General features: G+C 44.5%; 17 protein-coding genes. 3 read left to right on the top strand and 14 right to left on the bottom strand.

The genetic code is table 11. From position 1 onward, the window contains the following. Positions 1 to 3: 3 nt before the first annotated feature. The 3 genes from H150_RS0100605 to H150_RS0100595 form a co-directional block, all read right to left on the bottom strand. The gene (locus H150_RS0100605) at positions 4 to 1,233 is read right to left on the bottom strand and encodes a type II secretion system F family protein (RefSeq protein ID WP_019957100.1); all 1,230 of its coding nucleotides are present in this window, start codon (positions 1,231 to 1,233) and stop codon (positions 4 to 6) included. A 32-nt stretch (positions 1,234 to 1,265) separates the two neighbouring features. Beyond that, positions 1,266 to 2,957: a type IV-A pilus assembly ATPase PilB gene (pilB, locus tag H150_RS0100600; protein ID WP_019957099.1), complete on the bottom strand. Its 1,692-nt coding sequence runs from the start codon at positions 2,955 to 2,957 to the stop codon at positions 1,266 to 1,268. Positions 2,958 to 3,091: 134 nt separating this feature from the next. Beyond that, entirely contained in the window at positions 3,092 to 4,132 is a 1,041-nt protein-coding gene (locus tag H150_RS0100595) for a porin (protein WP_019957098.1), read from the bottom strand. 457 nt (positions 4,133 to 4,589) lie between these two features. Here H150_RS0100595 and H150_RS0100590 point away from each other — a divergent pair, with 457 nt between their 5' ends. Further along, positions 4,590 to 4,910, top strand: coding sequence for a ComEA family DNA-binding protein (locus H150_RS0100590; protein WP_019957097.1), 321 nt, complete (start codon positions 4,590 to 4,592; stop codon positions 4,908 to 4,910). A gap of 48 nt (positions 4,911 to 4,958) precedes the next feature. On the opposite strand, the gene secA is transcribed toward H150_RS0100590, so the two are convergent. Then, positions 4,959 to 7,637 carry a preprotein translocase subunit SecA gene (gene secA / locus H150_RS0100585; protein WP_019957096.1) on the bottom strand — a complete coding sequence of 893 codons (2,679 nt, stop codon included), beginning with the start codon at positions 7,635 to 7,637 and terminating at the stop codon, positions 4,959 to 4,961. Positions 7,638 to 7,809: 172 nt separating this feature from the next. On the opposite strand from secA, the gene H150_RS0100580 reads away from it, so the two are divergent. Next, positions 7,810 to 8,232 carry a DciA family protein gene (locus tag H150_RS0100580; protein ID WP_019957095.1) on the top strand — a complete coding sequence of 141 codons (423 nt, stop codon included), beginning with the start codon at positions 7,810 to 7,812 and terminating at the stop codon, positions 8,230 to 8,232. Positions 8,233 to 8,280: 48 nt separating this feature from the next. Beyond that, positions 8,281 to 10,299: an NADPH-dependent 2,4-dienoyl-CoA reductase gene (locus tag H150_RS0100575; RefSeq protein ID WP_019957094.1), complete on the top strand. Its 2,019-nt coding sequence runs from the start codon at positions 8,281 to 8,283 to the stop codon at positions 10,297 to 10,299. A gap of 55 nt (positions 10,300 to 10,354) precedes the next feature. On the opposite strand, the gene ftsZ is transcribed toward H150_RS0100575, so the two are convergent. From ftsZ to H150_RS0100525, 10 genes are all read right to left on the bottom strand, one after another. Next, positions 10,355 to 11,518: a cell division protein FtsZ gene (gene ftsZ / locus H150_RS0100570; RefSeq protein ID WP_019957093.1), complete on the bottom strand. Its 1,164-nt coding sequence runs from the start codon at positions 11,516 to 11,518 to the stop codon at positions 10,355 to 10,357. Positions 11,519 to 11,619: 101 nt separating this feature from the next. After that, positions 11,620 to 12,855 (bottom strand): cell division protein FtsA, encoded by a 1,236-nt coding sequence (ftsA, locus tag H150_RS0100565; RefSeq protein ID WP_040755481.1) that lies wholly within the window; start codon positions 12,853 to 12,855, stop codon positions 11,620 to 11,622. Positions 12,856 to 12,870: 15 nt separating this feature from the next. Further along, the gene (locus H150_RS13430; protein ID WP_019957091.1) at positions 12,871 to 13,683 is read right to left on the bottom strand and encodes a cell division protein FtsQ/DivIB; all 813 of its coding nucleotides are present in this window, start codon (positions 13,681 to 13,683) and stop codon (positions 12,871 to 12,873) included. After that, positions 13,667 to 14,578 (bottom strand): D-alanine--D-alanine ligase, encoded by a 912-nt coding sequence (locus H150_RS0100555; RefSeq protein WP_026353353.1) that lies wholly within the window; start codon positions 14,576 to 14,578, stop codon positions 13,667 to 13,669. Before H150_RS0100555 ends, H150_RS13430 begins: the two co-directional genes overlap by 17 nt. Before the next feature lie 10 nt (positions 14,579 to 14,588). Beyond that, positions 14,589 to 15,986 carry a UDP-N-acetylmuramate--L-alanine ligase gene (gene murC / locus H150_RS0100550; RefSeq protein ID WP_040755194.1) on the bottom strand — a complete coding sequence of 466 codons (1,398 nt, stop codon included), beginning with the start codon at positions 15,984 to 15,986 and terminating at the stop codon, positions 14,589 to 14,591. A gap of 17 nt (positions 15,987 to 16,003) precedes the next feature. Beyond that, positions 16,004 to 17,071 carry an undecaprenyldiphospho-muramoylpentapeptide beta-N-acetylglucosaminyltransferase gene (murG, locus tag H150_RS0100545; RefSeq protein ID WP_019957088.1) on the bottom strand — a complete coding sequence of 356 codons (1,068 nt, stop codon included), beginning with the start codon at positions 17,069 to 17,071 and terminating at the stop codon, positions 16,004 to 16,006. Continuing rightward, positions 17,068 to 18,228, bottom strand: coding sequence for a putative lipid II flippase FtsW (gene ftsW, locus H150_RS0100540; RefSeq protein WP_019957087.1), 1,161 nt, complete (start codon positions 18,226 to 18,228; stop codon positions 17,068 to 17,070). Before ftsW ends, murG begins: the two co-directional genes overlap by 4 nt. Continuing rightward, complete coding sequence (gene murD, locus H150_RS0100535; protein WP_019957086.1) at positions 18,225 to 19,577, bottom strand: UDP-N-acetylmuramoyl-L-alanine--D-glutamate ligase; 1,353 nt, start codon at positions 19,575 to 19,577, stop codon at positions 18,225 to 18,227. The genes ftsW and murD overlap by 4 nt, the downstream gene beginning before the upstream one ends. 12 nt (positions 19,578 to 19,589) lie before the next feature. Further along, the gene (mraY, locus tag H150_RS0100530; protein WP_019957085.1) at positions 19,590 to 20,681 is read right to left on the bottom strand and encodes a phospho-N-acetylmuramoyl-pentapeptide-transferase; all 1,092 of its coding nucleotides are present in this window, start codon (positions 20,679 to 20,681) and stop codon (positions 19,590 to 19,592) included. Between the two features lie 10 nt (positions 20,682 to 20,691). Beyond that, positions 20,692 to 22,053, bottom strand: a complete 1,362-nt coding sequence (locus tag H150_RS0100525; RefSeq protein ID WP_019957084.1) for a UDP-N-acetylmuramoyl-tripeptide--D-alanyl-D-alanine ligase — start codon at positions 22,051 to 22,053, stop codon at positions 20,692 to 20,694. Positions 22,054 to 22,056 lie beyond the last annotated feature (3 nt).

The following is a 22,056-nucleotide window of genomic DNA, read 5'->3' as shown; positions in this document are numbered from 1 at the left end:
TGATTAGAATGCATCACCCATACTGAACAATGGCAAGTACATGGCAATCAATAAGAAGCCAACAATACTACCCAAGACCACCATAATAATAGGTTCCATCAAGCTAGATAAGGTATCTACCGCTTGGTCGACTTCATCTTCATAAAATTCAGCAGCCTTATTAAGCATATCGTCAATCGAACCTGACTCTTCACCAATAGCAGCCATTTGCAAAATCATATTGGGAAATAAATCGGTTTCTTGCATCGCTGATGTCAAAGACGTACCTTGCTGAACTTTAGAGCGAATTTGGAATGTGCCTTCTTCATACCAAATATTACCCGCCGCACCTGCAACCGACTCTAAAGCCTCTACCAAAGGTACACCAGCTGCAAACAATGTCGCAGTCGTACGTGCCCAACGTGCAATCGCAGCTTTTTTAACAATCTCACCAAAAATCGGCATGTTCAACATCAGTTTATCCACAGCTTTTTGAACTGCAAAAAACTTATTAAATGCTACTTTCCATGCAATAAATGCCGCAATCGTCAAAAGCAACATCCACCACCAGTTAGCAACAAAGAAATCCGACACATTCATAACAATTTGAGTTAAATGCGGTAGTTCAGCCCCCAGACCTGAATAAATTTTACCAAACGAAGGCAATACAAATAACATCATTAAAACAATTAAGCCTACTGCCACAATAACAACGGCGGTTGGGTACATCAAAGCGCCCTTAACACGACGCTTAATGGCTTCGGTTTTTTCCATATAAGTAGCCAGTTTGTCTAACAATGAATCCAATACACCGCCGGCTTCACCTGCATCTACCAAACTACAAAACAATTTATCAAAATACTTGGGATGTTTACCAAATGCAGCGGCCAGTGCCGTACCTTGCTCAATATCAGATCGAACTTCCATCAACAAGTCTGTCATGTTCGCATTCGAATGCCCTTTAGCCACAATTTCAAATGCTTGTAACAAAGGTAACCCTGCTTTCATCATGGTAGCCAATTGACGGGCGAACAGTGTCACATCAGAATGTTTGATTTTACTGCGTTTGGCCGTCTTCATTTTACGTAAATGAACGACTTGAATACCACGTCGAGCAAGTTTCTCCTGTGCATCTTTTTCATTTTTCGCAATCACTTCACCACGCATGACTTGCTGACTGGCTCTACTTTTGCCCTCAAAAGAAAAACGTGTGCCTTTTTCTTTTTTGACCGTTTCTTTTTTAGCTGTTGCCATCAAAGATTCCCTTACTTGAATTTTTTAATTTTCTAATCGTTAGTGCCTGCAACCACTTCTTCCAACGAAGTCAATCCATTCATCACTTTTAACAAACCTGCACGGCGTAAATCTACCATACCTTCTTGATAAGCAATGTCAGCAATATCAACTGCAGTCGCATTTTTCATAATAGCACGCTGAATTTCACTACTAATCGGCATCAATTCATACACACCCAAACGACCTTTATAGCCACCGCCACGACAACGATCACACCCAACAGGACCATGAAACTGCAAGCCTTCAGTTTTCATTCTGGTCAACATTTCATCAGTGAAGCCCATTTTTTTCAAAACATCATCTGGAGGAGATTCAACAGGTGCTTTACATTCGCCACACAAACGACGCAACAGACGTTGCGCCATAATCAAATTCACTGAACTGGCAATATTAAAAGGTGCCACACCCATATTTAACATGCGCGATAAAGTTGCTGGCGCATTATTGGTATGCAGTGTGGAAAATACCATATGGCCAGTTTGGGCGGCCTTAATGGCAATATCGGCAGTTTCCAAATCACGGATTTCACCCACCATAATAATATCGGGATCTTGGCGTAAAAAAGACTTTAAGGCCGCTGAGAACGTTAAACCTTGTTTGTCATTCACATTCACCTGATTAATGCCAGGCAAGTTAATCTCTGCTGGATCCTCTGCAGTAGAAATATTGACATCAGGCGTATTCAAAATGTTCAAACAAGTATACAAAGAAACCGTTTTACCCGAACCTGTTGGGCCTGTTACTAGCACCATGCCATATGGACGGTTAATCGCATCTAACAAGATTTCTTTCTGGAAATCCTCAAAACCCAATTGATCAACATTCAGCGATGCCGCTGTTGAGTCCAAAATACGCATTACAATTTTTTCGCCAAACAACGTTGGCAAAGTACTCACACGAAAGTCGATGGCACGAGTATCGCTGACTTTCAATTTAATACGGCCGTCTTGAGGAATGCGTCTTTCTGAAATATCCAAAGAAGACATAACTTTGATACGCGAAGCAATTTGCTCTCTGATTTGAATCGGTGGATTAATCAACTCGCGCAATTGTCCGTCAACACGCAAGCGCACACGTGCCACTTTTTCATAAAACTCGAAATGGATATCCGATGCACCCGCTTTCAATGCATCCAATAACACTTTATGTACAAATTTGGCAATCGGACCATCTTCAACTTGCTCTTCTTCTTTTTCATCCCCAATCGTTCCGCCACCCAATAAATCAGTATCAAAATCATCTAAAATATTGGTAGAAGAGCTGGCACCTAAACGTTCAATTAAACCTAATAATTGATCTGCTGGAACCACAACCATATCAATGGTTACCCCAGCAGAGAACGTTGCTTTTTGCAAAGCTTGCAATACCGATGGGTCTGCAACTGCTACGGTCAAGCGACGTCCTCGTTGTAATAGAGGTATAGTTAAGAACTTGGCACTTTGTTCAGTAGTAATCACAGAGAAATCTACTTTCTCTTGATCAAACTGGCTTAAATCAAACAAAGGGCAACCAAATAAATGCGCTAACAAATGAGCCAATTGTTGAGATGTAATGATTTTTTCTTGTAATACAATCGCTACAATAGGTCTACCATCAGCTTGAGCTTTGCTTTCAAAAGCCGATATCTGCGCATCAGTAATGATTTTTTGTTGAGCCAATATACGTAATAAACCGCTATCCATAGATATAAGCCATAAGATTAATATTATTTTCTTATCATACTGCCATGCATGGTTTTTGTCATTTCAAAACGACATAGTCAAAAAAAAAGTCGGCTTTAAGCCGACTTTTATACCAATCTATATAATTAGATTAATTAGAATGCGTGTTTAAGACCAACGCCTACAGAGTACAAATCTTCATCGTTGCCGCCTTGTACTTGAGCTGTGTTGATCCAACCAGCAGAAACCAAAGCAGTAGTACGTTTAGACAAAGCGTAGTCAGCACCAATGATTACTTGGTTGTAGCCAGAATCTTTTACTTTAGAACCAGCAACTTTTTGGTCCCAACCGTGAGCGTAAGTCACTTTAGGAGTGATCGCACCCATAGTGTAAGCAACAGATACTGCAGCTTCATGAGCTTCTTCAGCTGTAACGCCGCTCAATGAACCGTAGCCAGCCATGTCTTTAGCGTATTGGTAAGCCAAAGCAACAAACAAGTTGTTAGCATCGTAACCAGCTTCTACACGAGCCACGTGACCGTCTTGAACGTCACCGTTTTTAACAGCTTCGTGTTTGTACAAACCGTAGCCCAATTTACCGAAGAAACCAGCATTTTCATAGTTCAAACCAACGATAGTTGATTGACCGTTAGTGCTACGAGAAGGCTCGTAAACAGTTTCAGTCGCAGAGTCAGCCAATTGGTGAGTCACGTTGAAGTTGAAACCAGAGAAATCTGGAGAATCATAACGAACACCTTGGCTACGACCGTCAAAACGAGTCATGTTTTGCAAACCACGTGCTTGTGCACCAGCACCGGTACGGTATTCCCAGAAATCCATGGTTTCCATGTTTTCATTGAATTGGTCAGATACATAACCTGCACGTACTTTACCGAAGCCGCCTTCTAAACCGATGAATGTATCACTGTTGTTCCAACCTTCAGAAGATTGGTTACCAGCCAAAGACACACGTTGTTCAACTTGCCAGATAGCTTTCAAGCCATTACCCAAGTCTTCTTGACCTTTGAAACCGATACGTGAACCGTAGTCTCCCATTTGAGTGATAGTACCGCTATCAGCACCTTTATCACCAACAGTAACGCCTACGCCACCTTTGATTTGACCGTACAATACTACGTCAGCCATAGCTGCAACAGGCAAAGCAGTTAAAGCCAAAGCAATCAGAGTTTTTTTCATTGCTGCATTCCTTTTCTAGTCTAAAACGAACTTAAACGTTGTTCCCAACATATTCAAGCTTAGGGGTTAACCGCTGCTCTGACAAGCAGATTCAGGCGATTTATGGCTGTTAATATAAATCGTTCGTTGTAAAAATACAAACCGTAATCCCATTTTCATGCCGCAAGTATCTCAAAATGTTAATGACAGATTAACATTTTTAAAAAAAATTCAAAAAAATCAATATATTAAACAAAATAATGCTATTAGATTAATCTATTAACATTTGTTGCAAAAATACAAATACCATCCTAACAATGACAATCAGCCTGCCATTTATCCAAAGTTACAACTATTTGATTTTATTAAAGACAAAAAATAAATCATTTGATATCATACACTTAAATGGAAACATTTCACTACACACACTCTTGGTCACACGCTACTTTTATATGACTTATGTCACTAGGAGACAATCATGAAATGGTTTTTCATCGTATTACTCAGCGTATTGATGACTTCTCCAGCATGGGCTGCCATCAACATTAACACCGCCACAGAAACGGAGTTACAAACCTTAAAAGGTATCGGCCCTAGCAAGGCCAAAGCGATAGTAGAACACAGAGAGAAAAATGGCTTATTCAAAGCCACCACCGACATCAAAAATGTGAAAGGCATTGGCGATGGTATTTATAATAGTATCGTGTCAGAAATCAATGTGGGCAATAAGCCTGTAGCCAATACCCCTAAGCCTGCAACTCAGGTAGGAACCAAACCTATTGAAAAAACCACTCCATAAAAAAGAGCGCCTTTAGGGCGCTCTTCCAGTATCTAAATCCAATACAAACTACACCAAACTACCATGACACTGTTTGTATTTCACACCACTACCACAAGGACAAGGATCATTACGCAAAATATGAATACCGCGCGCTGTTAAGGCCGCTGGACTGTAATCGATGCCATCATCTTGCTGCTGTATCGATACAACATCATCTTGCACCTGATGAATCTGTTGGTTTTCTTCCACACGTACACCCACTAACAAACGCACCACATCATCTTGGATGTTTTTTAATAAACCTTCAAACATAGAAAAAGCTTCGCGCTTGTATTCTTGCTTAGGATTTTTCTGCGCATAGCCACGTAAATGAATGCCTTGGCGCAAATAATCCATTGCAGCCAAATGCTCGCGCCAGCGGTGGTCCAATACTTGCAATGATACGCTACGCTCAAATCCTTGGATTTGCTCTTTGCCCACACGCTCCATTTTTTGCGTATAAGCAGCCTCTACCTCTGTCAATAACAATTCTTTAATACCTTCATTTTCCAAATTGTTATCAGCCTTGATCCAAGCTGCAATATCTACTTCCGTATTGAACTCTGTTGCCAAGACTTTCATTAAGCCCTCAACATCCCACTCTTCTTCCATACTTTGTGGCGGAATATAATGGTCAACCAAATCTTCCAATACCTCAGCACGCATTGCTTGAGTCACATCCGACACATCTTCGTGCTCTAACAAATCATTGCGGCGTGAGTAAATCACTTGGCGTTGGTCATTGGCCACATCATCGTATTCTAGCAATTGCTTACGAATATCAAAGTTACGCCCCTCTACTTTGCGCTGCGCACCTTCAATTTGACGTGTCAACAAAGAAGCTTCAATCGGCATACCACGTTCTGGAGCCAGCTTATCCAATAAGAATTTGGCTTTGTCCATCGCAAACAAACGCAACAATTGGTCTTCAAATGACAAATAAAAACGGCTAGAGCCTTCATCGCCTTGTCGACCTGAACGACCACGCAATTGATTGTCGATACGACGACTTTCATGGCGTTCTGTACCAATAATATGCAAACCACCTGCAGCCAAAACTTCATCGTGTACAAGCTGCCATTGCGCTTTCAAATCCGCAATTTTTTGTGCTTTTTGCACATCACTCAATTGCTCATTGACTTCAATGGCTTTGACATCCGAATCAATATTGCCACCTAACACGATGTCCGTACCACGACCTGCCATATTGGTTGCCACGGTAATCATGCCCGGTTTACCTGCTTGAGCAATGATTTCTGCCTCGCGCGCATGCTCTTTGGCATTCAAAACATTGTGTTTCAAACCTTGCTTGGTCAATAACTCTGCCACCAATTCAGAGGTTTCAATGCTTGCCGTACCCACCAAAACAGGTTGGCCACGGGTATAACAATTTTGAATGTCATTGATTACTGCTTCGTATTTCTCTTCAGAAGTGCGGAAAATTTGGTCATTCAAATCTTTGCGTTTTGGTTTGCGGTTCGGTGGAATAATCACCGTTTCCAAACCATAAATACTCTGAAACTCAAACGCCTCAGTATCCGCAGTACCCGTCATCCCTGACAATTTGTCATACAAACGGAAATAGTTTTGGAAAGTCACCGAAGCCAAAGTTTGGTTTTCTTTTTTAACTTCCACACCTTCTTTGGCTTCAATCGCTTGGTGCAAACCATCTGACCAACGACGACCCGTAGACAAGCGTCCTGTAAACTCATCGACGATGACAATTTCACCATCTTGAACCACATAGTTTTGGTCTTTATGGAACAACGTATGTGCACGCAAAGAAGCAGTTAAATGGTGCATCAACATAATATTATTGCTGGCATACAAAGAATCGCCTTCAGGCAGCAAACCCAATTGCACCAAAATTTGCTCTGCATGCTCATGACCTTGCTCACTCAAGCTGACAGTGTGATTTTTCTCATCCACCCAGTAATCACCCTCGCCATCTTCGCTTTCTTGGCGTTGCAAATAAGCTGGTACTTGGTTCATCACTTGATAAACTTGAATATTGTCATCAGCTTGACCTGAAATAATCAAAGGCGTACGCGCCTCGTCAATCAAAATCGAGTCTACTTCATCGACGACCGCAAAATACAAAGGTGTTTGCACACGCTCTTCTTGCGAACCGACCATATTGTCACGCAGATAATCAAAACCAAATTCGTTATTGGTACCATAGCAAATATCACTGCGATATGCCGCTTGCTTGTCCCACACTTCCATTTCACTGACCACCGTACCAACGGTCAAGCCCAAGAAGTTGTACAAACGCGCCATCAAACTGGCATCACGCACAGCCAAATAATCATTGACGGTAACAACATGCACGCCTTTACCTGCTAATGCATTCAAATACACCGCCAACGTAGCTACTAAGGTTTTACCCTCACCAGTACGCATTTCAGCAATTTTGCCTTGATGCAACACCATGCCACCAATCAATTGCACATCAAAATGGCGCATACCCAATACACGCTGACTGGCCTCGCGACACACCGCAAAAGCCTCAACCAACAACTGGTCTAATGTCTCACCTTTTTCCAAACGCTGTTTGAATTCAGCCGTCTTAGCCTGCAAAGCTTCATCGCTTAATGCCTGCATCTGCGGCTCAAGCGCATTGATCTTAGCAATATCTTTGCGGTATTTTTTTAACAAACGGTCGTTACGGCTACCAAACACTTTTTTGGCAAGACTGGTTAACATAATAATCGGCACCCTTCGCATGATTGCGAGTGAAAATAAAATCTATCGAATCGCTCAATTCTAGCACACGCAATTCCAAAACGTCATTGCACGCCAACCACATTAAGCAGCTTATCTTTTCCAACAGTATGGTGTTAAAGTAGGCATATTCAAGTCATCTCTGATACAAAACATGAATATCGAACATTGGAGCAAGCAACATCGCTTTTTGAATCGGCTCCTACAACAACAACAACATTGGCAACGCTTACAGCAATGTATCAATCAAAGTTTGCCTGCTAATTTAAGCCAACATTGCTCTGTGGCATGCATCAATGCGGATGGGCAATTGGTCATCTATGCACACAATCATTTGGTTGCAGGACGCTTAAAAATGCTATTGCCATCAAAATTAAATACCTTAAAACGCATTGACCCCAACATACAAAGCATACACATCAAACTGCGCCCTAACCCAGCACCTAAGCCCAAAAAAATACAGCGTCAATTTAGCAACCATGCTTTAGACAGCTTTGATGAAGCGGCAGAAAAAACCGCACATCATCCTGAATTGGCAGCTGCTTTACAAAGTTTTGCCAGCAAAAGACGTTCTTAATCTCGCCCCAATCAATAACAATAAAATCTATCCAACAAAGGAGTTTGTATGCCTCAAGCTTTACTCGGAACACCATTACCATTACATAAACATATTTTGCGCAATCGCATCATCATGGGCTCTATGCACACTGGCTTTGAAGAACATGCCGAAGGCAATGAGCATTTGGCCGCTTTTTACCAAGCCCGTGCTGAGGGCGGTGTTGCCTTAATTATTACAGGCGGCATCTCACCCAATGAAGCTGGCGCAGTCACCGAAGGCGGTGCCAAATTAACGACAGATGACGAAGTCAAATGGCATCGTTTGATTACCGACAAAGTACACGAGCACGACACCAAAATCTGTATGCAAATTCTACATACAGGACGCTATGCCATGAGTCGTCAACCGGTTGCTCCTTCTGCCATTCAAGCACCTATCAATCCCGCTCGCCCCAAAGCTTTGAGCACAGAAGAAGTCAAACAAACGGTTCAAGACTACATTCGCTGCGCCCAATTGGCACAACAAGCAGGTTACGACGGTGTCGAGGTGATGGGCAGCGAAGGCTACCTCATCAATCAATTCATCGCCCAACGCACCAACCAGCGTGATGATGAATATGGCGGCAGCTTAGAAAACCGCCATCGCTTTGCCACCGAAATCGTACATGGCATACGCCAAACTTGTGGTGACGACTTCATCATCATCTTCCGCATTTCCGTATTGGACTTGGTTGAGCATGGCTCAACATGGGAAGACAACTTGCAATTGATTCAACGTATTGAACACGCGGGTGCATCTATTTTCAATACTGGCATTGGCTGGCACGAAGCGCGCATCCCCACCATTGCAACCATGGTTCCTCGTGCTGCTTTCAGCAATTTCACTGCCAAACTCAAACAAGCCAGTCATTTGCCTGTGATTGCCACCAACCGCATCAATATGCCAGACGTAGCAGAACAATTATTACAAGATGGTATTGCCGATGCAGTGTGTTTGGCACGCCCAATGTTGGCAGATGCACAATGGTCTAATAAAGCCTTGGCCAAGCGTCCTGAAAGCATCAATACCTGTATCGGTTGTAACCAAGCTTGTTTAGACCATATTTTTGCAGGCAAACTGACTTCTTGCTTGGTCAATCCATTTGCTTGTCATGAGTTACAATTGATTCAAAAACCTGCTAAAAATTCCAAACGAATTGCAGTCATCGGCGCAGGCCCTGCCGGCTTGGCATGCGCCAAAACTGCGGCAGAACGTGGTCATCATGTAACTTTGTTTGACGCACAATCACAAATCGGTGGGCAATTGAACATTGCCAAGACGGTTCCTGGCAAACAAGAATTCAATGAAACTTTGCGTTATTTTGCGCATGAATTGTCACAGTTGAAAGTAGATGTGCGCTTGAATGCTTGGGCAGATGCAGCGCAATTACAAGACTTTGATGAAATTGTTTTAGCCAGCGGCATTCATCCACGCCAAGTCAACATTGAAGGCATTGACCATCCCAAAGTTTTGAGTTATTTGCAAGTTTTGCGCGACAAAGCCCATGTGGGTAATAAAGTCATCATCATCGGTTCAGGCGGTATTGGTTTTGATGTGGCGGAATTTTTAAGCCATCAAGGCGAAGACAGCTCTCAATCGCCCACATTATTCCAACAAGAGTGGCAAATCGATGCCAGTTTAGAGCAAGCAGGCGGCCTGAAATCCATCGAACCACAATTAACCCCTTCCGTTCGCGACATCACCATTTGCCAACGCAAAAGCGGCGTAGTCGGTCGCAACTTGGGCAAAACCACCGGTTGGATACATCGCTTAAGTTTGAAAGAAAAAGGGGTCAATATGTTGGGTGGCGTCACATATTTGAAAATTGATGATGCAGGCTTGCATGTCCAAATAGGTGACCAAATCCAAGTATTGGCAGCAGACCATATTATTATTTGTGCTGGACAAGAATCCAATCGCGATTTACAGGACGCTTTAAACACTTTAAATAAGCCTGTGCATATTATTGGCGGTGCCGATGTTGCCACCGAATTGGATGCCAAGCGTGCCATTTTGTCAGGCACAGAAGTGGCTTTGGCTTTGTAAAGTGAGACTCAAATAAAAAAGCCTGCTCAAAAGCAGGCTTTTTTGTGACATACGCTTAGTCAGCTTGACGGCGTAACATCGCAGGAATTTCAAAATCATCCAAAACCGATTGATCTGCAAAATCAGAAGCACCCAAGTTCATAGAGCGAGCAGAGCGGCCTGAACGAATCACATTCGGCACTTCCGCACCATGTGTACCCGTTGCTTGTTGCGATTTCACCATTTTCAATGAAGATGGCGCCACTTTGGCATGTTCTTTCAAACCTGTTGCAATAATGGTCACACGCAATTGGTCTTCCGCCATATTGGCATCTTCAGCCGTACCATATTTACGCTCGGCTTCAGGATGCGCATATTCGCTCACCACAGACATGATTTCTTTGTATTCAGACATTTTCAAGCAGCCAGGTGCGGTGGTGATGTTCACCAACACGCCTTGCGCACCATCCAAAGACACATCGTCTAACAATGGGCTGGCAATCGCTTGCTCAGTTGCCAAACGTGCGCGATCGACACCGCCTGCTTGTGCTGAACCCATCATCGCCATGCCCATGATGCTCATCACATTTTTTACGTCAGCGAAGTCCAAATTGATGATACCAGGACAAGTGACCACTTCCGAAATACCTGCAACAGCATTGCGCAAAACATCATCTGCCGCGCGGAAAGCCTCTTTCAAAGTCACATCATCGCCCAAAGCTGACATCAATTTGTCATTTGGAATCACAATCAAAGAGTCCACTTGGTTTTTCAAACGCTCCAAACCTTCTTTGGCCACGTTCAAACGCTTGCCTTCGTATTCAAACGGACGCGTTACCACCGCAACAGTCAAAATACCCATTTCTTTGGCAATATCAGCCACTACAGGCGCAGCACCAGTACCCGTGCCACCGCCCATACCTGCAGTAATAAATACCATATTGGCGCCATTCAACGCTTCAGCAATGGCTTCACGATCTTCTAGAGCGGCATTTTTGCCCACTTCAGGATTGGCACCAGCACCCAAACCACGGGTCAAATTAGTACCCAATTGGATGCGTTTAGGAGCTTGATTCAACTGCAATGATTGCGCATCTGTATTGGCACTGATGAACTCAACACCACGTACAGCACTGTTAATCATATTGTTAATGGCATTACAACCACCGCCGCCAATACCAATGACTTTAATGACAGCAGAACTTGCTGCTGACTCTACAACATCATATACCAATTGCATTTTGACTCCTAAGCGTATCGCATATTTTCAAGCGGTTACGCAAATTATAGCGGATTAAAGCAAACAATCTCAATCTGCTTGATCCAATTTATTTAAAATGATTAAAAATTATTGCGTAGCCAGTTCTTAAATTTCGCAATCACAGATTCACCCTGCTCCTCTTGCTGAACCCGTACTTCCAATAATTTTCGCGTCTCACCCGTATTTGATAATTGTAATAAACCAATTGCAGTTGAATAACGTGGGTTACGAATGCGCTCTGAAACACCACCCACATCTTTTGGTACACCAATGCGTGCAGGCAAATTAAACATGTCTTCCGCTAAGTCCACAATACCGGTCAACAAAGACGCTCCGCCTGTTAATACAATACCTGAAGTCAAAACTTCTTCTGGAAAACCTGCTTTACGCAGTTCATTCAATACCAATTCCAAAATTTCTTCAACTCGTGGACCAATCACACTGGCCAAAGTCTTACGAGAAATTTGACGGGGTTGACGATCACCCACGCTAGGCACTTCAATCATTTCATCTAAATCATCCATCGTTGCAATCGCCACGCCATGATTGATTTTAATGTATTCAGCCGCATTGTGCGGTGTACGCAATGCTTGCGCCAAATCTTTGGTAATCAAATCACCTGCAACAGGAATAACAGCTGTATGGCGAATCGCACCATTGGTATACACCGCGATATCAGTCGTACCGCCACCGATATCAATCACACACACGCCCAAATCTTTTTCGTCTTCAGTCAAAACCGCATGACCACTGGCCAAAGGTTGCAAAATCAAATTGTCAATGTGCAAACCACAACGGCTGACACATTTTTGAATGTTTTGCATTGCTGTAACCGCGCCAGTAATGATATGTACACGCGTATCCAAACGCACGCCACTCATACCGATAGGTTCTTTAACACCTGGCTGATTGTCAATAATGTATTCTTGCACCACAGTGTGCAACACATTGTGATCTGGTGGAATGTTCACCGCTTTGGCTGTTTCAATCGCACGATCAATGTCTGCTTGCATCACTTCGCCGTCTTTGATTTTCACCACACCTTGTGAATTCAAACTGCGAATGTGATTGCCTGCAATGCCTGTGGTGACACTGTTCACACGACAATCAGCCATAAGTTGCGCTTCATCCATGGCTTGTTTGATGGCTTGAGCTGTGGCATCAATATTGGTTACCATACCGGCTTTCAGGCCGCGCGAAGCCGCTTGACCCAATCCCACTACCTGAATTTCACCATCATCTAACACTTCGCCGATCAATGCGATGACTTTAGAAGTCCCGATATCTAATGCTGAGATGTATTGTTTGTCTTTCACAGTCAACACCTGTTTTTAGTTAATATTCGATTCATTATTTTTTATTGTTGCTGCATTTGTCACAACAGTGTCTGCTTCATTTGCTTTGGCTTTGGCCTCAGCTTCTTTTTGCAACCTCACCGCCAGTGCAGCATCTCGTCTGATGGCAAACCCATCGTGGTAACGTACGTCCACATATTCCAAACTGGCACCCAAAGGTGCTAAATCACGCTGCCAATACGTTAAAAAGCGCTGCAAACGTGGTTCCAAATCTCGCCGACCTAACTTTACCACCACTCCATTGTCCAGCACTACAATCCAAGCACCACGCTCACTGACTTCTAAAGTCTGCAAATTCAAATTCTGTTTGCGTAAAAGTGGTACCATTTTATCCTGAAACACCACCATTTTCGGCAACATATATACAGGACCCTTAAACAGAGGCAATGTTTTTTCAGTTTGAGCCATAAATACCACACCTTTGGCATCAATCAGACGTTTGTCATCTTGTTTGGCTACAACTTGACGTTCATCTACAAACACATTAATCGTATCTGGCCACAAACGTTGCACCCGAACAGATTCAATCCATTGGTCTTTTAACAAAGCCTCTTTTAAAACATTCATATCGGCTTTAAAAAAGTTACCTGTAATATTACGCTGTGCCACTTCAGCCAAAACTGTGGCATTGGTTTCTTTCAATTCACCATAAAAATGAATTTTTTGCACAGGAAAATAAGACGAATCCCACAACCATTTAAAGCCTGTTACACACAATGTCATCACTACAATTGTATACAACCATAAAGTGACGCGGCGTAAGGCTTTGGCATCATCCCAAAGTCGCATGTTCTAAGATTTCCACACACAACTGAGAAAAACTACGACCTGTTTGCAAAGCAGCTTTAGGCACTAAGCTATGAGACGTCATACCAGGAACTGTATTGGCTTCTAACACATACAATTGTCCATCTACACCACGTAAAAAATCCACACGTCCCCAACCTCGACCATCAATCGCAGCAAATGCTTGCAAAGACAATTCACGCATCAAAGCTTCGTCTTCTGCGCTCAAATCCGATGGGCACAAATATTGAGTATCGTCACGTGCATATTTAGCTTCGTAATCATAAAACTCAGTGGCAGGCACAATTTTAATGGTAGGCAATGCTTCATTGCCCAAAATAGCACAAGTATACTCACCACCGCCAATAAATGCTTCTGCAATCACCGCACCACGGTATTGTTTGAGCTCTTGGTATACCGCAGGCAATTGACCCGTGGTTGATACTTTTACCACACCAACACTGCTACCTTCCGCGCTAGGCTTCACAAACATAGGCAAACCCAAGCGCGCTTCCACTGCGGCAAAATCAGTATCGTCCTGTAACACTGCAAAATCAGGCACAGGCAAATCCAAAGCTTTCCAAATCAATTTGGTGCGCAATTTGTCCATACCAATGGCAGAAGCAGCCACACCACAACCTGTATAAGGCAAGCCCATAGTTTCCAATACCGCTTGCACACGACCATCTTCACCCGCGCCACCATGCAAAACGATGAACACACGATCAAAACCCAAATCTTTCAAAGCAAACAAAGATTGCTCTTTGGTATCAAACAAATGTGCATCCACACCTGCTGACAACAAAGCTTGGTAAACCGCATTGCCACTGTTCAAAGACACTTCACGCTCAGTGGACTCTCCACCCAATAATACCGCGACTTTACCTAAGTGTTGCATCATCATACCTTTATGCGAAATGGTTTTTCAATAATTTAGGCAAGGTGCTAATATTGCCTGCACCCATATTTAATAAAATATCACCGTCCTGTAATACATGCGCCAAGCTTTCAGGCAACTCAGCAACCGTTTCCACATAAATCGGCTCTAGCTTGCCATGTACACGAATAGCACGAGCCAAAGCTTTGCTGTCTGCGGCAACAATCGGCGCTTCGCCCGCAGGATAAACTTCGGTTAAAACCAAAGCATCCACTTGTTTTAACACGCTCACGAAATCTTCAAACAAATCGCGTGTGCGGGTGTAGCGATGTGGTTGAAATGCCAATACCAAGCGCTTGCTTGGATATGCACCACGTACCGCAGCCAAAGTCGCTGCCAACTCCACAGGATGATGACCATAGTCATCAATCAAAGTAATGCTACCGCCTTGCGGCAATGCCAAACCATCATAACGCTGAAAACGACGACCCACGCCACCGAACTGCAACAAACCTGCTTGAATGGCTGCGACATCCACACCACATAACAAAGCAATCCCAATACTTGCCAAAGCATTCAAAACATTGTGCTCACCCGGTGTATTTAACACCACATCAAACGGACGCACCGACATGTCTTTGACATGCACAGTGAAACGCATTTGCATGCCATCTGCCACCATGTCTGTAGCGTACAAATCTGCATCTACACTGAAACCATAAGTAGAATAAGGCTTGTTGATTTTCGGTAAAATCGCGCGCACATGTTCGCTTTCCACACACAAAAACGCACGACCATAAAATGGTAAACGGTGTACAAAATCAATGAAAGCTTGGTGCAATTTATCGATGCTGTGATCATATGTGTCCATGTGATCGGTATCGATATTGGTAATGACGGCCATAATTGGCGACAAATGCAAGAAAGACGCATCTGACTCATCCGCCTCAGCCACAATATAATCGCCCTTGCCCAATTGCGCATTGGCGCCAGCGGCATTGAGTTTGCCACCAATGACAAAAGTTGGGTCTAAATTGGCTGCACCCAAAATCGAAGCGGTCAAGCTTGTGGTCGTGGTTTTGCCATGAGTGCCCGCAATGGCAATGCCTTGGCGAAAACGCATCAACTCCGCCAACATCATCGCACGCGGAATCACAGGAATGTGTTCATCCAAAGCCGCTTTGACTTCAGGATTGTCACGGTTGATGGCAGTCGAAGTAACCACCACATCCACATTTTCCACATTTTCAGCATGGTGTCCGTGAAAGACAGTAATGCCCAATTCTTTTAATTGTTTGGTAGTGGCACTTTCAGATTGGTCTGAACCTGAAACTTGATAACCCAAATTGTGCAATACTTCAGCAATGCCACACATACCCGTGCCGCCTATGCCTACAAAATGAACACGTTTGACCAAATTTTTCATTATTATTTATCCTTTTTTTATCATTCAAACGTTGAAATCACTGCCGCAGCGGTTAAACGTGCCGCATCAGGCAAAGCTTGTTCGCGCGCACACTGCGCCCATTGTAAACAAGTTGCTCTGTCCATGTTTTGCAATAAATCAGCTAAAGCCTCTGGCGTAAACTGCGATTGTGGCACACTGACCGCCGCTTTGGCATCTACCAATACTTTGGCATTAAAAGTTTGATGGTCATCCACTGCATGTGGATACGGCACAAATACAGCGCCCAAACCAGCCGCTGCCAATTCCGCCACCGTCAAAGCCCCCGCTCGGCACACAATCACATCCGCCTCAGAATAAGCTTTGACCATTTCATCAATAAACTCTACACACTGTGCTTCCAAACCCAATTGTGTATAAGCGTCCTGTAAAGCAGGCAATTTATTGCGACCTGATTGATGCATCACGCTAGGACGTTGCTCTTCAGACAGCAATGCCAAGGCTTTGGGCACAATGTCATTGAACACTTGCGCACCCAAACTGCCACCCACCACCAACAATCTCAAGCGTCCTGTACGCCCTGCAAAACGCGCCTCAGGCGCAGGCATCGCTACAATGTCCGCACGCACAGGATTGCCTACCAAACCCTCGGCATTGGCAAAAACTTTCGGAAACGCATACAACACACGATTGGCATAACGTGACAACACTTTATTCGACAAACCCGCAATCGCATTTTGCTCATGAACTGTTAATGGCAAACCTGCCAGCTTGCCACCGACGCCACCGGGAAACGTCACAAAGCCGCCAAAGCCAATCAAAGCTTTGACGTTGTATTGTTTGATAATGCGTTTCACATCTTTGATATTGCCCATCAAGGTAAACGGCAACATCAATTTGCGTTTGATACCATTACCACGCACACCTTTAATCGCGATGGTTTCAAGCGGAATACCTGTTGGTGGCACAATGCGTGTTTCCATGCCGCCTTCAGCCCCAAGCCACACCACATCAAAACCTGCGGCCTGTAATTCACGCGCTACCGCCAAAGCAGGAAAAATATGACCGCCCGTACCACCGGCCATAATCATGACAGTTGCTTTACTCATACCTTATACCCTCTCATGACTCGGCGATTTTCCCAATCTACCCGCAACAAAATACCCATACACAACAACATGACAATCACTGCTGAACCACCATAAGAAATCAATGGCAAAGTCAAACCTTTGGTCGGCAACAAACCCAAATTCACACCCAAATTAAAAAAGCTTTGAATGCCTAGACAAATACCAATACCTTTAGCGGTATAAGCTGCAAAATACTGTTCTAAATCGCGTGCTTGTTTACCAATAGAAAAAGCGCGCCACACCAACCACACATAGCAAAAAATCAGTACGAACAAACCTGCAAAGCCCAATTCTTCACCAATGACTGCTGCGATGAAGTCTGTGTGCGCCTCTGGCAAGTAAAAACGTTTTTCCACGCTGGCGCCCAACCCTGCTCCCAACCATTCGCCACGAGCAAATGCCATCAAAGCATGGGTCAGTTGATAACCCGAACCAAAAGGATCTTCCCAAGGATTCATAAATGCCGTGACCCGTCGCACTCGATAAGGTGAAGTCCATACCAACGTCACCATAGAAGCAATGGCAATCCCCACGACCGCTAAAAACCAACCCATAGGCAAGCCGCCAATAAACAACAAGCCTACCGCAATCACAGCAACAACCACAAACGAACCGAAGTCTGGCTCCAACATCACCAAAGCCAAACCTGCACCAATCGGAATGCCGACAAACCATACCTTACGGAAATTGGTTAAAACATCCACACGACGGGTTAAAAAGCTACTCAGGTATAAAATAATGGCAATTTTAAAAATCTCTGTGGGCTGAATATTGAAAGGTCCAATATGTATCCAACGCTTGGCACCGTTGATTTCACGCCCCAATACCAATACCAACACCAACAGCAAAAAACTGAACAACAACAAACCCCACATACCTTTGTGCATGGTGCGTATGGGTGTTTTCATCATGCACCACATCGCAAAAAAACCCATGCTCAAAAATATCAATTGGCGTTCGACAAAATAAAAACGGTCGTCATGTAAACGCTCTGCGTGTTCAATCGAGGCTGAAAAAATCATCACCAAACTGAACATGGTCATCAACACAATCATCCACAACAGCGACCAGTCGAAAGTTTCACCATTTTTCAACAAGGTGCGGTCTAGCCATTTGGTATTGATGCGAAAATTCATGCTTGTGACAACTCTTTGAAAGCTTCGATAAAGACTTCTGAACGGTGCGCATAATCACGGAACATGTCCATGCTCGCACATGCAGGGCTTAACAAAACCGCATCGCCCGCTTGTGCCAACGCAAAACCTTGTTGCGTTGCCGCTTCCAAACTTTCACAACGCACAACAGGCACATCCAATTGCAATGCCGCTTCAATGTGCGCCGCATCGCGACCAATCAACATCACCGCGCGGGCTTTATGAAGCAAAGCGTCCTGTAAAGGTGAGAAATCTTGCCCTTTGCCCAAACCGCCTGCAATCAACACTATCGGCTGTTGCAAGCCTTGCAAAGCCGCACAAGTAGCACCAACATTGGTACCTTTAGAGTCATCAATGAATTGAACGTCTTGGTAAAAACCGATGGTTTCCACGCGGTGTGGCAAACCTTTGAATTGCGTCAACAATGGCAACAAACCCGCGCGCGGCAAACCAATCGCCTCACACAAAGCCAACGCCACCAACGCATTCGCAGCATTGTGTAAACCTGTCAAAGCCAAATCTTGCGCCTTTAACAACATGTCTTCACCCGCTTTGAGTGGCAAAGTAGCGTCCTGTACATCGACCCAATAATCACTCGGTTTTTGCAATGAAAACCATTTCACCTCACGATTCGGACGCGCCATTGCCAAACACAAAGCATCATCCGCATTGAGCACTTGCACACCACTGCCTGTGAAAATGTGCGTTTTGCTGTGCGCATAATCCAGCAAATCGTCATAACGATCCAAATGGTCTTCTGAAATGTTCAACACCGTTGCTGCCGATGCTTGCAAACTGCTCGTGGTATCCAATTGGAAACTGGACAATTCCAAGACCCAAACGTCTGCTTGTCCTTGGTTTTGCATCCAAGCATCCAAAACAGGCAAACCAATATTGCCTGCCACGACTGTTTTCAGGCCGCTTTGCTCGCACAAAAAGCCCGTCAAACTGGTCACTGTGGTTTTGCCATTGGAGCCAGTAATCGCCAACACTTTGGCATCTGTCTGCGCCACAAGCTGTGCAAAAATTTCCACATCGCCCACAACCTTGCCGCCACGAGCTGCGAAAGCTTGGACTTCAGGCTGACGCGATGGAAAGCCTGGACTGACTGCCAAAATATCAGCGTCCTGTAACACTTGCGCCAAACTGCCATCGACCAATTCAATGTCAGGACATTGCGCAGCAATCTCAGCACGGCGTTCTGCGCTCAATTTCGCATCGTAACCTTGCACCGTACATTCTTGAGATTGGAAAAAGCGCAACATGGATACGCCACTGCTGCCCAAGCCAGCCACAACAATGTGTTTATTTTGCCAAGATGGTTTGCTCATCGCCCTACTCCCTTAACGAATTTTCAAGCTGGCCAAACCAATCAACACCAACACAATGGTGATGATCCAAAAACGCACCACCACTTGGGTCTCTTTCCAACCCTTTTGCTCGTAATGGTGGTGAATCGGTGCCATTAAGAAAATGCGTTTTTTGCGCGTTTTGTATGAACCCACTTGCAACATCACCGACAACGCTTCTACCACAAACAAACCGCCCATGATGAACAAAATGATTTCTTGGCGAATAATGACCGCCACCGTACCCAAAGCCGCACCCATCGCCAAAGCACCCACGTCACCCATAAATACTTGCGCAGGATAAGCGTTGAACCATAAAAATGCCAAACACGCACCACAAATGGCTGCGCAGAAAATCATCACTTCATTGGCACCTGTAATGTGGGGCAATTGTAAGTAACGGGCAAATTCCGCATGGCCGCTGGCATAAGCAAAAATCGCCAAACCCGCAGACACCAATACAATTGGAAACGCTGCCAAACCATCCAAACCATCGGTCAAATTGACCGCATTAGACGTACCGACAATGACCAAGTAAGTCAAAATCAAAAAGCCTACCAAGCCCAATGGATAAGCGATGTGCAAATTTTTAAAATATGGAATCACCACATAAGCCCATTGCGGCATGTTGACACTTGAAATTAAGAACAAGCCTGCGCCCAATGCCACCACCGATTGCCACACAATTTTAAAGCGGCCTGAAACACCATTGGGGTCTTTGTAGACCACTTTGCGCCAGTCATCATAAAAGCCCAAAGCACCCGTACCTATGGTCACTGCCAACAACAACCAAATGTATTTATTAGACAAATTACCCCAAAGCAGCACGCTCACGGCAATAGCGGTAATAATCAACGTACCGCCCATTGTTGGCGTACCGGTTTTGACCAAATGCGTTTGCGGACCATCGCGGCGTACCGCTTGTCCCACTTTCAATTGAGTCAATTTGCGTATGGTCCAAGGACCCAATAACAAACCGAATAATAAAGCTGTCAACGCAGCCATGACTGCACGAAACGTCGTATATTGAAACAAATTCCAAACATCGAACCACTGGTCCAACAAACTGGCTAACCACAACAACATAATTCAGGTCCTATTTATCCGTAGCTGACAATAAAGCTTCAACCACACGTTCCATTTTCATAAAGCGCGAGCCTTTGATTAACAAAGTATTACCCGCCATATTGTATTCACGCAACGCTTCAATCAAAGCCGCTACGTCCTCAAAATACTGTCCCACCTCGCATGCTTCACATGCAAAACGAGCATCTTCACCCAATCCAAACAAAGCCTGCAAACCGATTGCATTGGCATATTGCCCCACTTCAGCATGCAAATTCGGCGCATCCTCGCCCAATTCACCAATGGCACCCATCACAAACACTTTGGCGCCATCAAAACGTGACAACACGTCCAAAGCCGCTTTCATCGAATCAGGATTGGCATTGTAAGTGTCATCAATCACCAATGCACCCGCTTCAGAGGTAAAGCCTTGCAAACGACCTTTGACATTGGCGAATGTCGCCAAGCCTTGCGCAATACATTCCCATTGCACACCCAAAGCACGCACCAAACTCACTGCCGCCACTGCATTGTAAATATTGTGCTCACCTGCCACAGGCAAATGCACTGCCACTTCTTCTTGACCATCGGTCACAATAAAATCACTGGCCAACGGCGACAAAACCACATTTTTGGCACACACATCGCCTTGCGCCAAACCAAACGTGGTTTGTGCAAAGCGTTGAGCAGCCGCTTGGAAAATAGCCAAATTGGCATCATCTGCTGGCAAAATAGCCATGCCATTTGGTTTCAGGCCGCTGTAAATCTCACTTTTGGCACGAGCAATGTCATCGACACCATTAAAATCATTGCCAATGTGCGCACGCAAAGCATTGTTCACCAAAACCACATCAGGTTGGGCAATGTGGGTCAAGCGTTGGATTTCACCAAAATGGTTCATGCCCATTTCCAAAACCATCACTTGATGAGCGTCCTGTAAACGCAAGATGGTCAAAGGCATGCCAATTTCATTGTTAAAATTGCCCGCTGTTGCCAAAACCGCAGCTTCACCAAAGGCCACACGCAAAATGGCTGCCACCATTTCTTTGACAGTGGTTTTGCCACTTGAACCTGTCAAAGCGATGACCTTGGGATTGAGTTTCATGCGCCAAGCATGGGCAATTTGTCCCAACGCTGCCAAAGTGTCTTCCACAATGATTTGACGCGCATCACCTGCCACCACTTCGCGGCTGACAATCACCGCAGCTGCGCCTTGCTCAAGCACTGCTGCAACATAATCATGCCCATCAAATTGCTCACCAACCAAGGCCACAAACACGTCACCCGCTTGCACTTGACGACTGTCAGTCACAATGCGCACCACTTGTGTATCGGCATGATGGGAGGGCACTTGCAAAGCGTCCTGTACAAAAGACAAAGTCAATGCTGTCATTTT

It is taken from the genome of Vitreoscilla stercoraria DSM 513, assembly GCF_000382305.1.
Lineage (GTDB): Bacteria > Pseudomonadota > Gammaproteobacteria > Burkholderiales > Neisseriaceae > Vitreoscilla > Vitreoscilla stercoraria.
Note: the sequence above shows the minus strand (reverse complement) of the source record. Positions and strands in the feature narration are given on the sequence as shown.

Coding starts and splice junctions, on each gene's coding strand:
- murG (WP_019957088.1), bottom strand. CDS start 17,071: ATGAGTAAAGCAACTGTCATGATTATGGCCGGTGGTACGGGCGGTCAT.
- H150_RS0100580 (WP_019957095.1), top strand. CDS start 7,810: ATGAATATCGAACATTGGAGCAAGCAACATCGCTTTTTGAATCGGCTC.
- H150_RS0100590 (WP_019957097.1), top strand. CDS start 4,590: ATGAAATGGTTTTTCATCGTATTACTCAGCGTATTGATGACTTCTCCA.
- H150_RS0100595 (WP_019957098.1), bottom strand. CDS start 4,132: ATGAAAAAAACTCTGATTGCTTTGGCTTTAACTGCTTTGCCTGTTGCA.
- mraY (WP_019957085.1), bottom strand. CDS start 20,681: ATGTTGTTGTGGTTAGCCAGTTTGTTGGACCAGTGGTTCGATGTTTGG.
- ftsW (WP_019957087.1), bottom strand. CDS start 18,228: ATGAATTTTCGCATCAATACCAAATGGCTAGACCGCACCTTGTTGAAA.
- H150_RS0100555 (WP_026353353.1), bottom strand. CDS start 14,578: ATGCAACACTTAGGTAAAGTCGCGGTATTATTGGGTGGAGAGTCCACT.
- H150_RS0100525 (WP_019957084.1), bottom strand. CDS start 22,053: ATGACAGCATTGACTTTGTCTTTTGTACAGGACGCTTTGCAAGTGCCC.
- pilB (WP_019957099.1), bottom strand. CDS start 2,957: ATGGATAGCGGTTTATTACGTATATTGGCTCAACAAAAAATCATTACT.
- secA (WP_019957096.1), bottom strand. CDS start 7,637: ATGTTAACCAGTCTTGCCAAAAAAGTGTTTGGTAGCCGTAACGACCGT.
- H150_RS0100575 (WP_019957094.1), top strand. CDS start 8,281: ATGCCTCAAGCTTTACTCGGAACACCATTACCATTACATAAACATATT.
- ftsZ (WP_019957093.1), bottom strand. CDS start 11,518: ATGCAATTGGTATATGATGTTGTAGAGTCAGCAGCAAGTTCTGCTGTC.
- H150_RS13430 (WP_019957091.1), bottom strand. CDS start 13,683: ATGCGACTTTGGGATGATGCCAAAGCCTTACGCCGCGTCACTTTATGG.
- murD (WP_019957086.1), bottom strand. CDS start 19,577: ATGAGCAAACCATCTTGGCAAAATAAACACATTGTTGTGGCTGGCTTG.
- H150_RS0100605 (WP_019957100.1), bottom strand. CDS start 1,233: ATGGCAACAGCTAAAAAAGAAACGGTCAAAAAAGAAAAAGGCACACGT.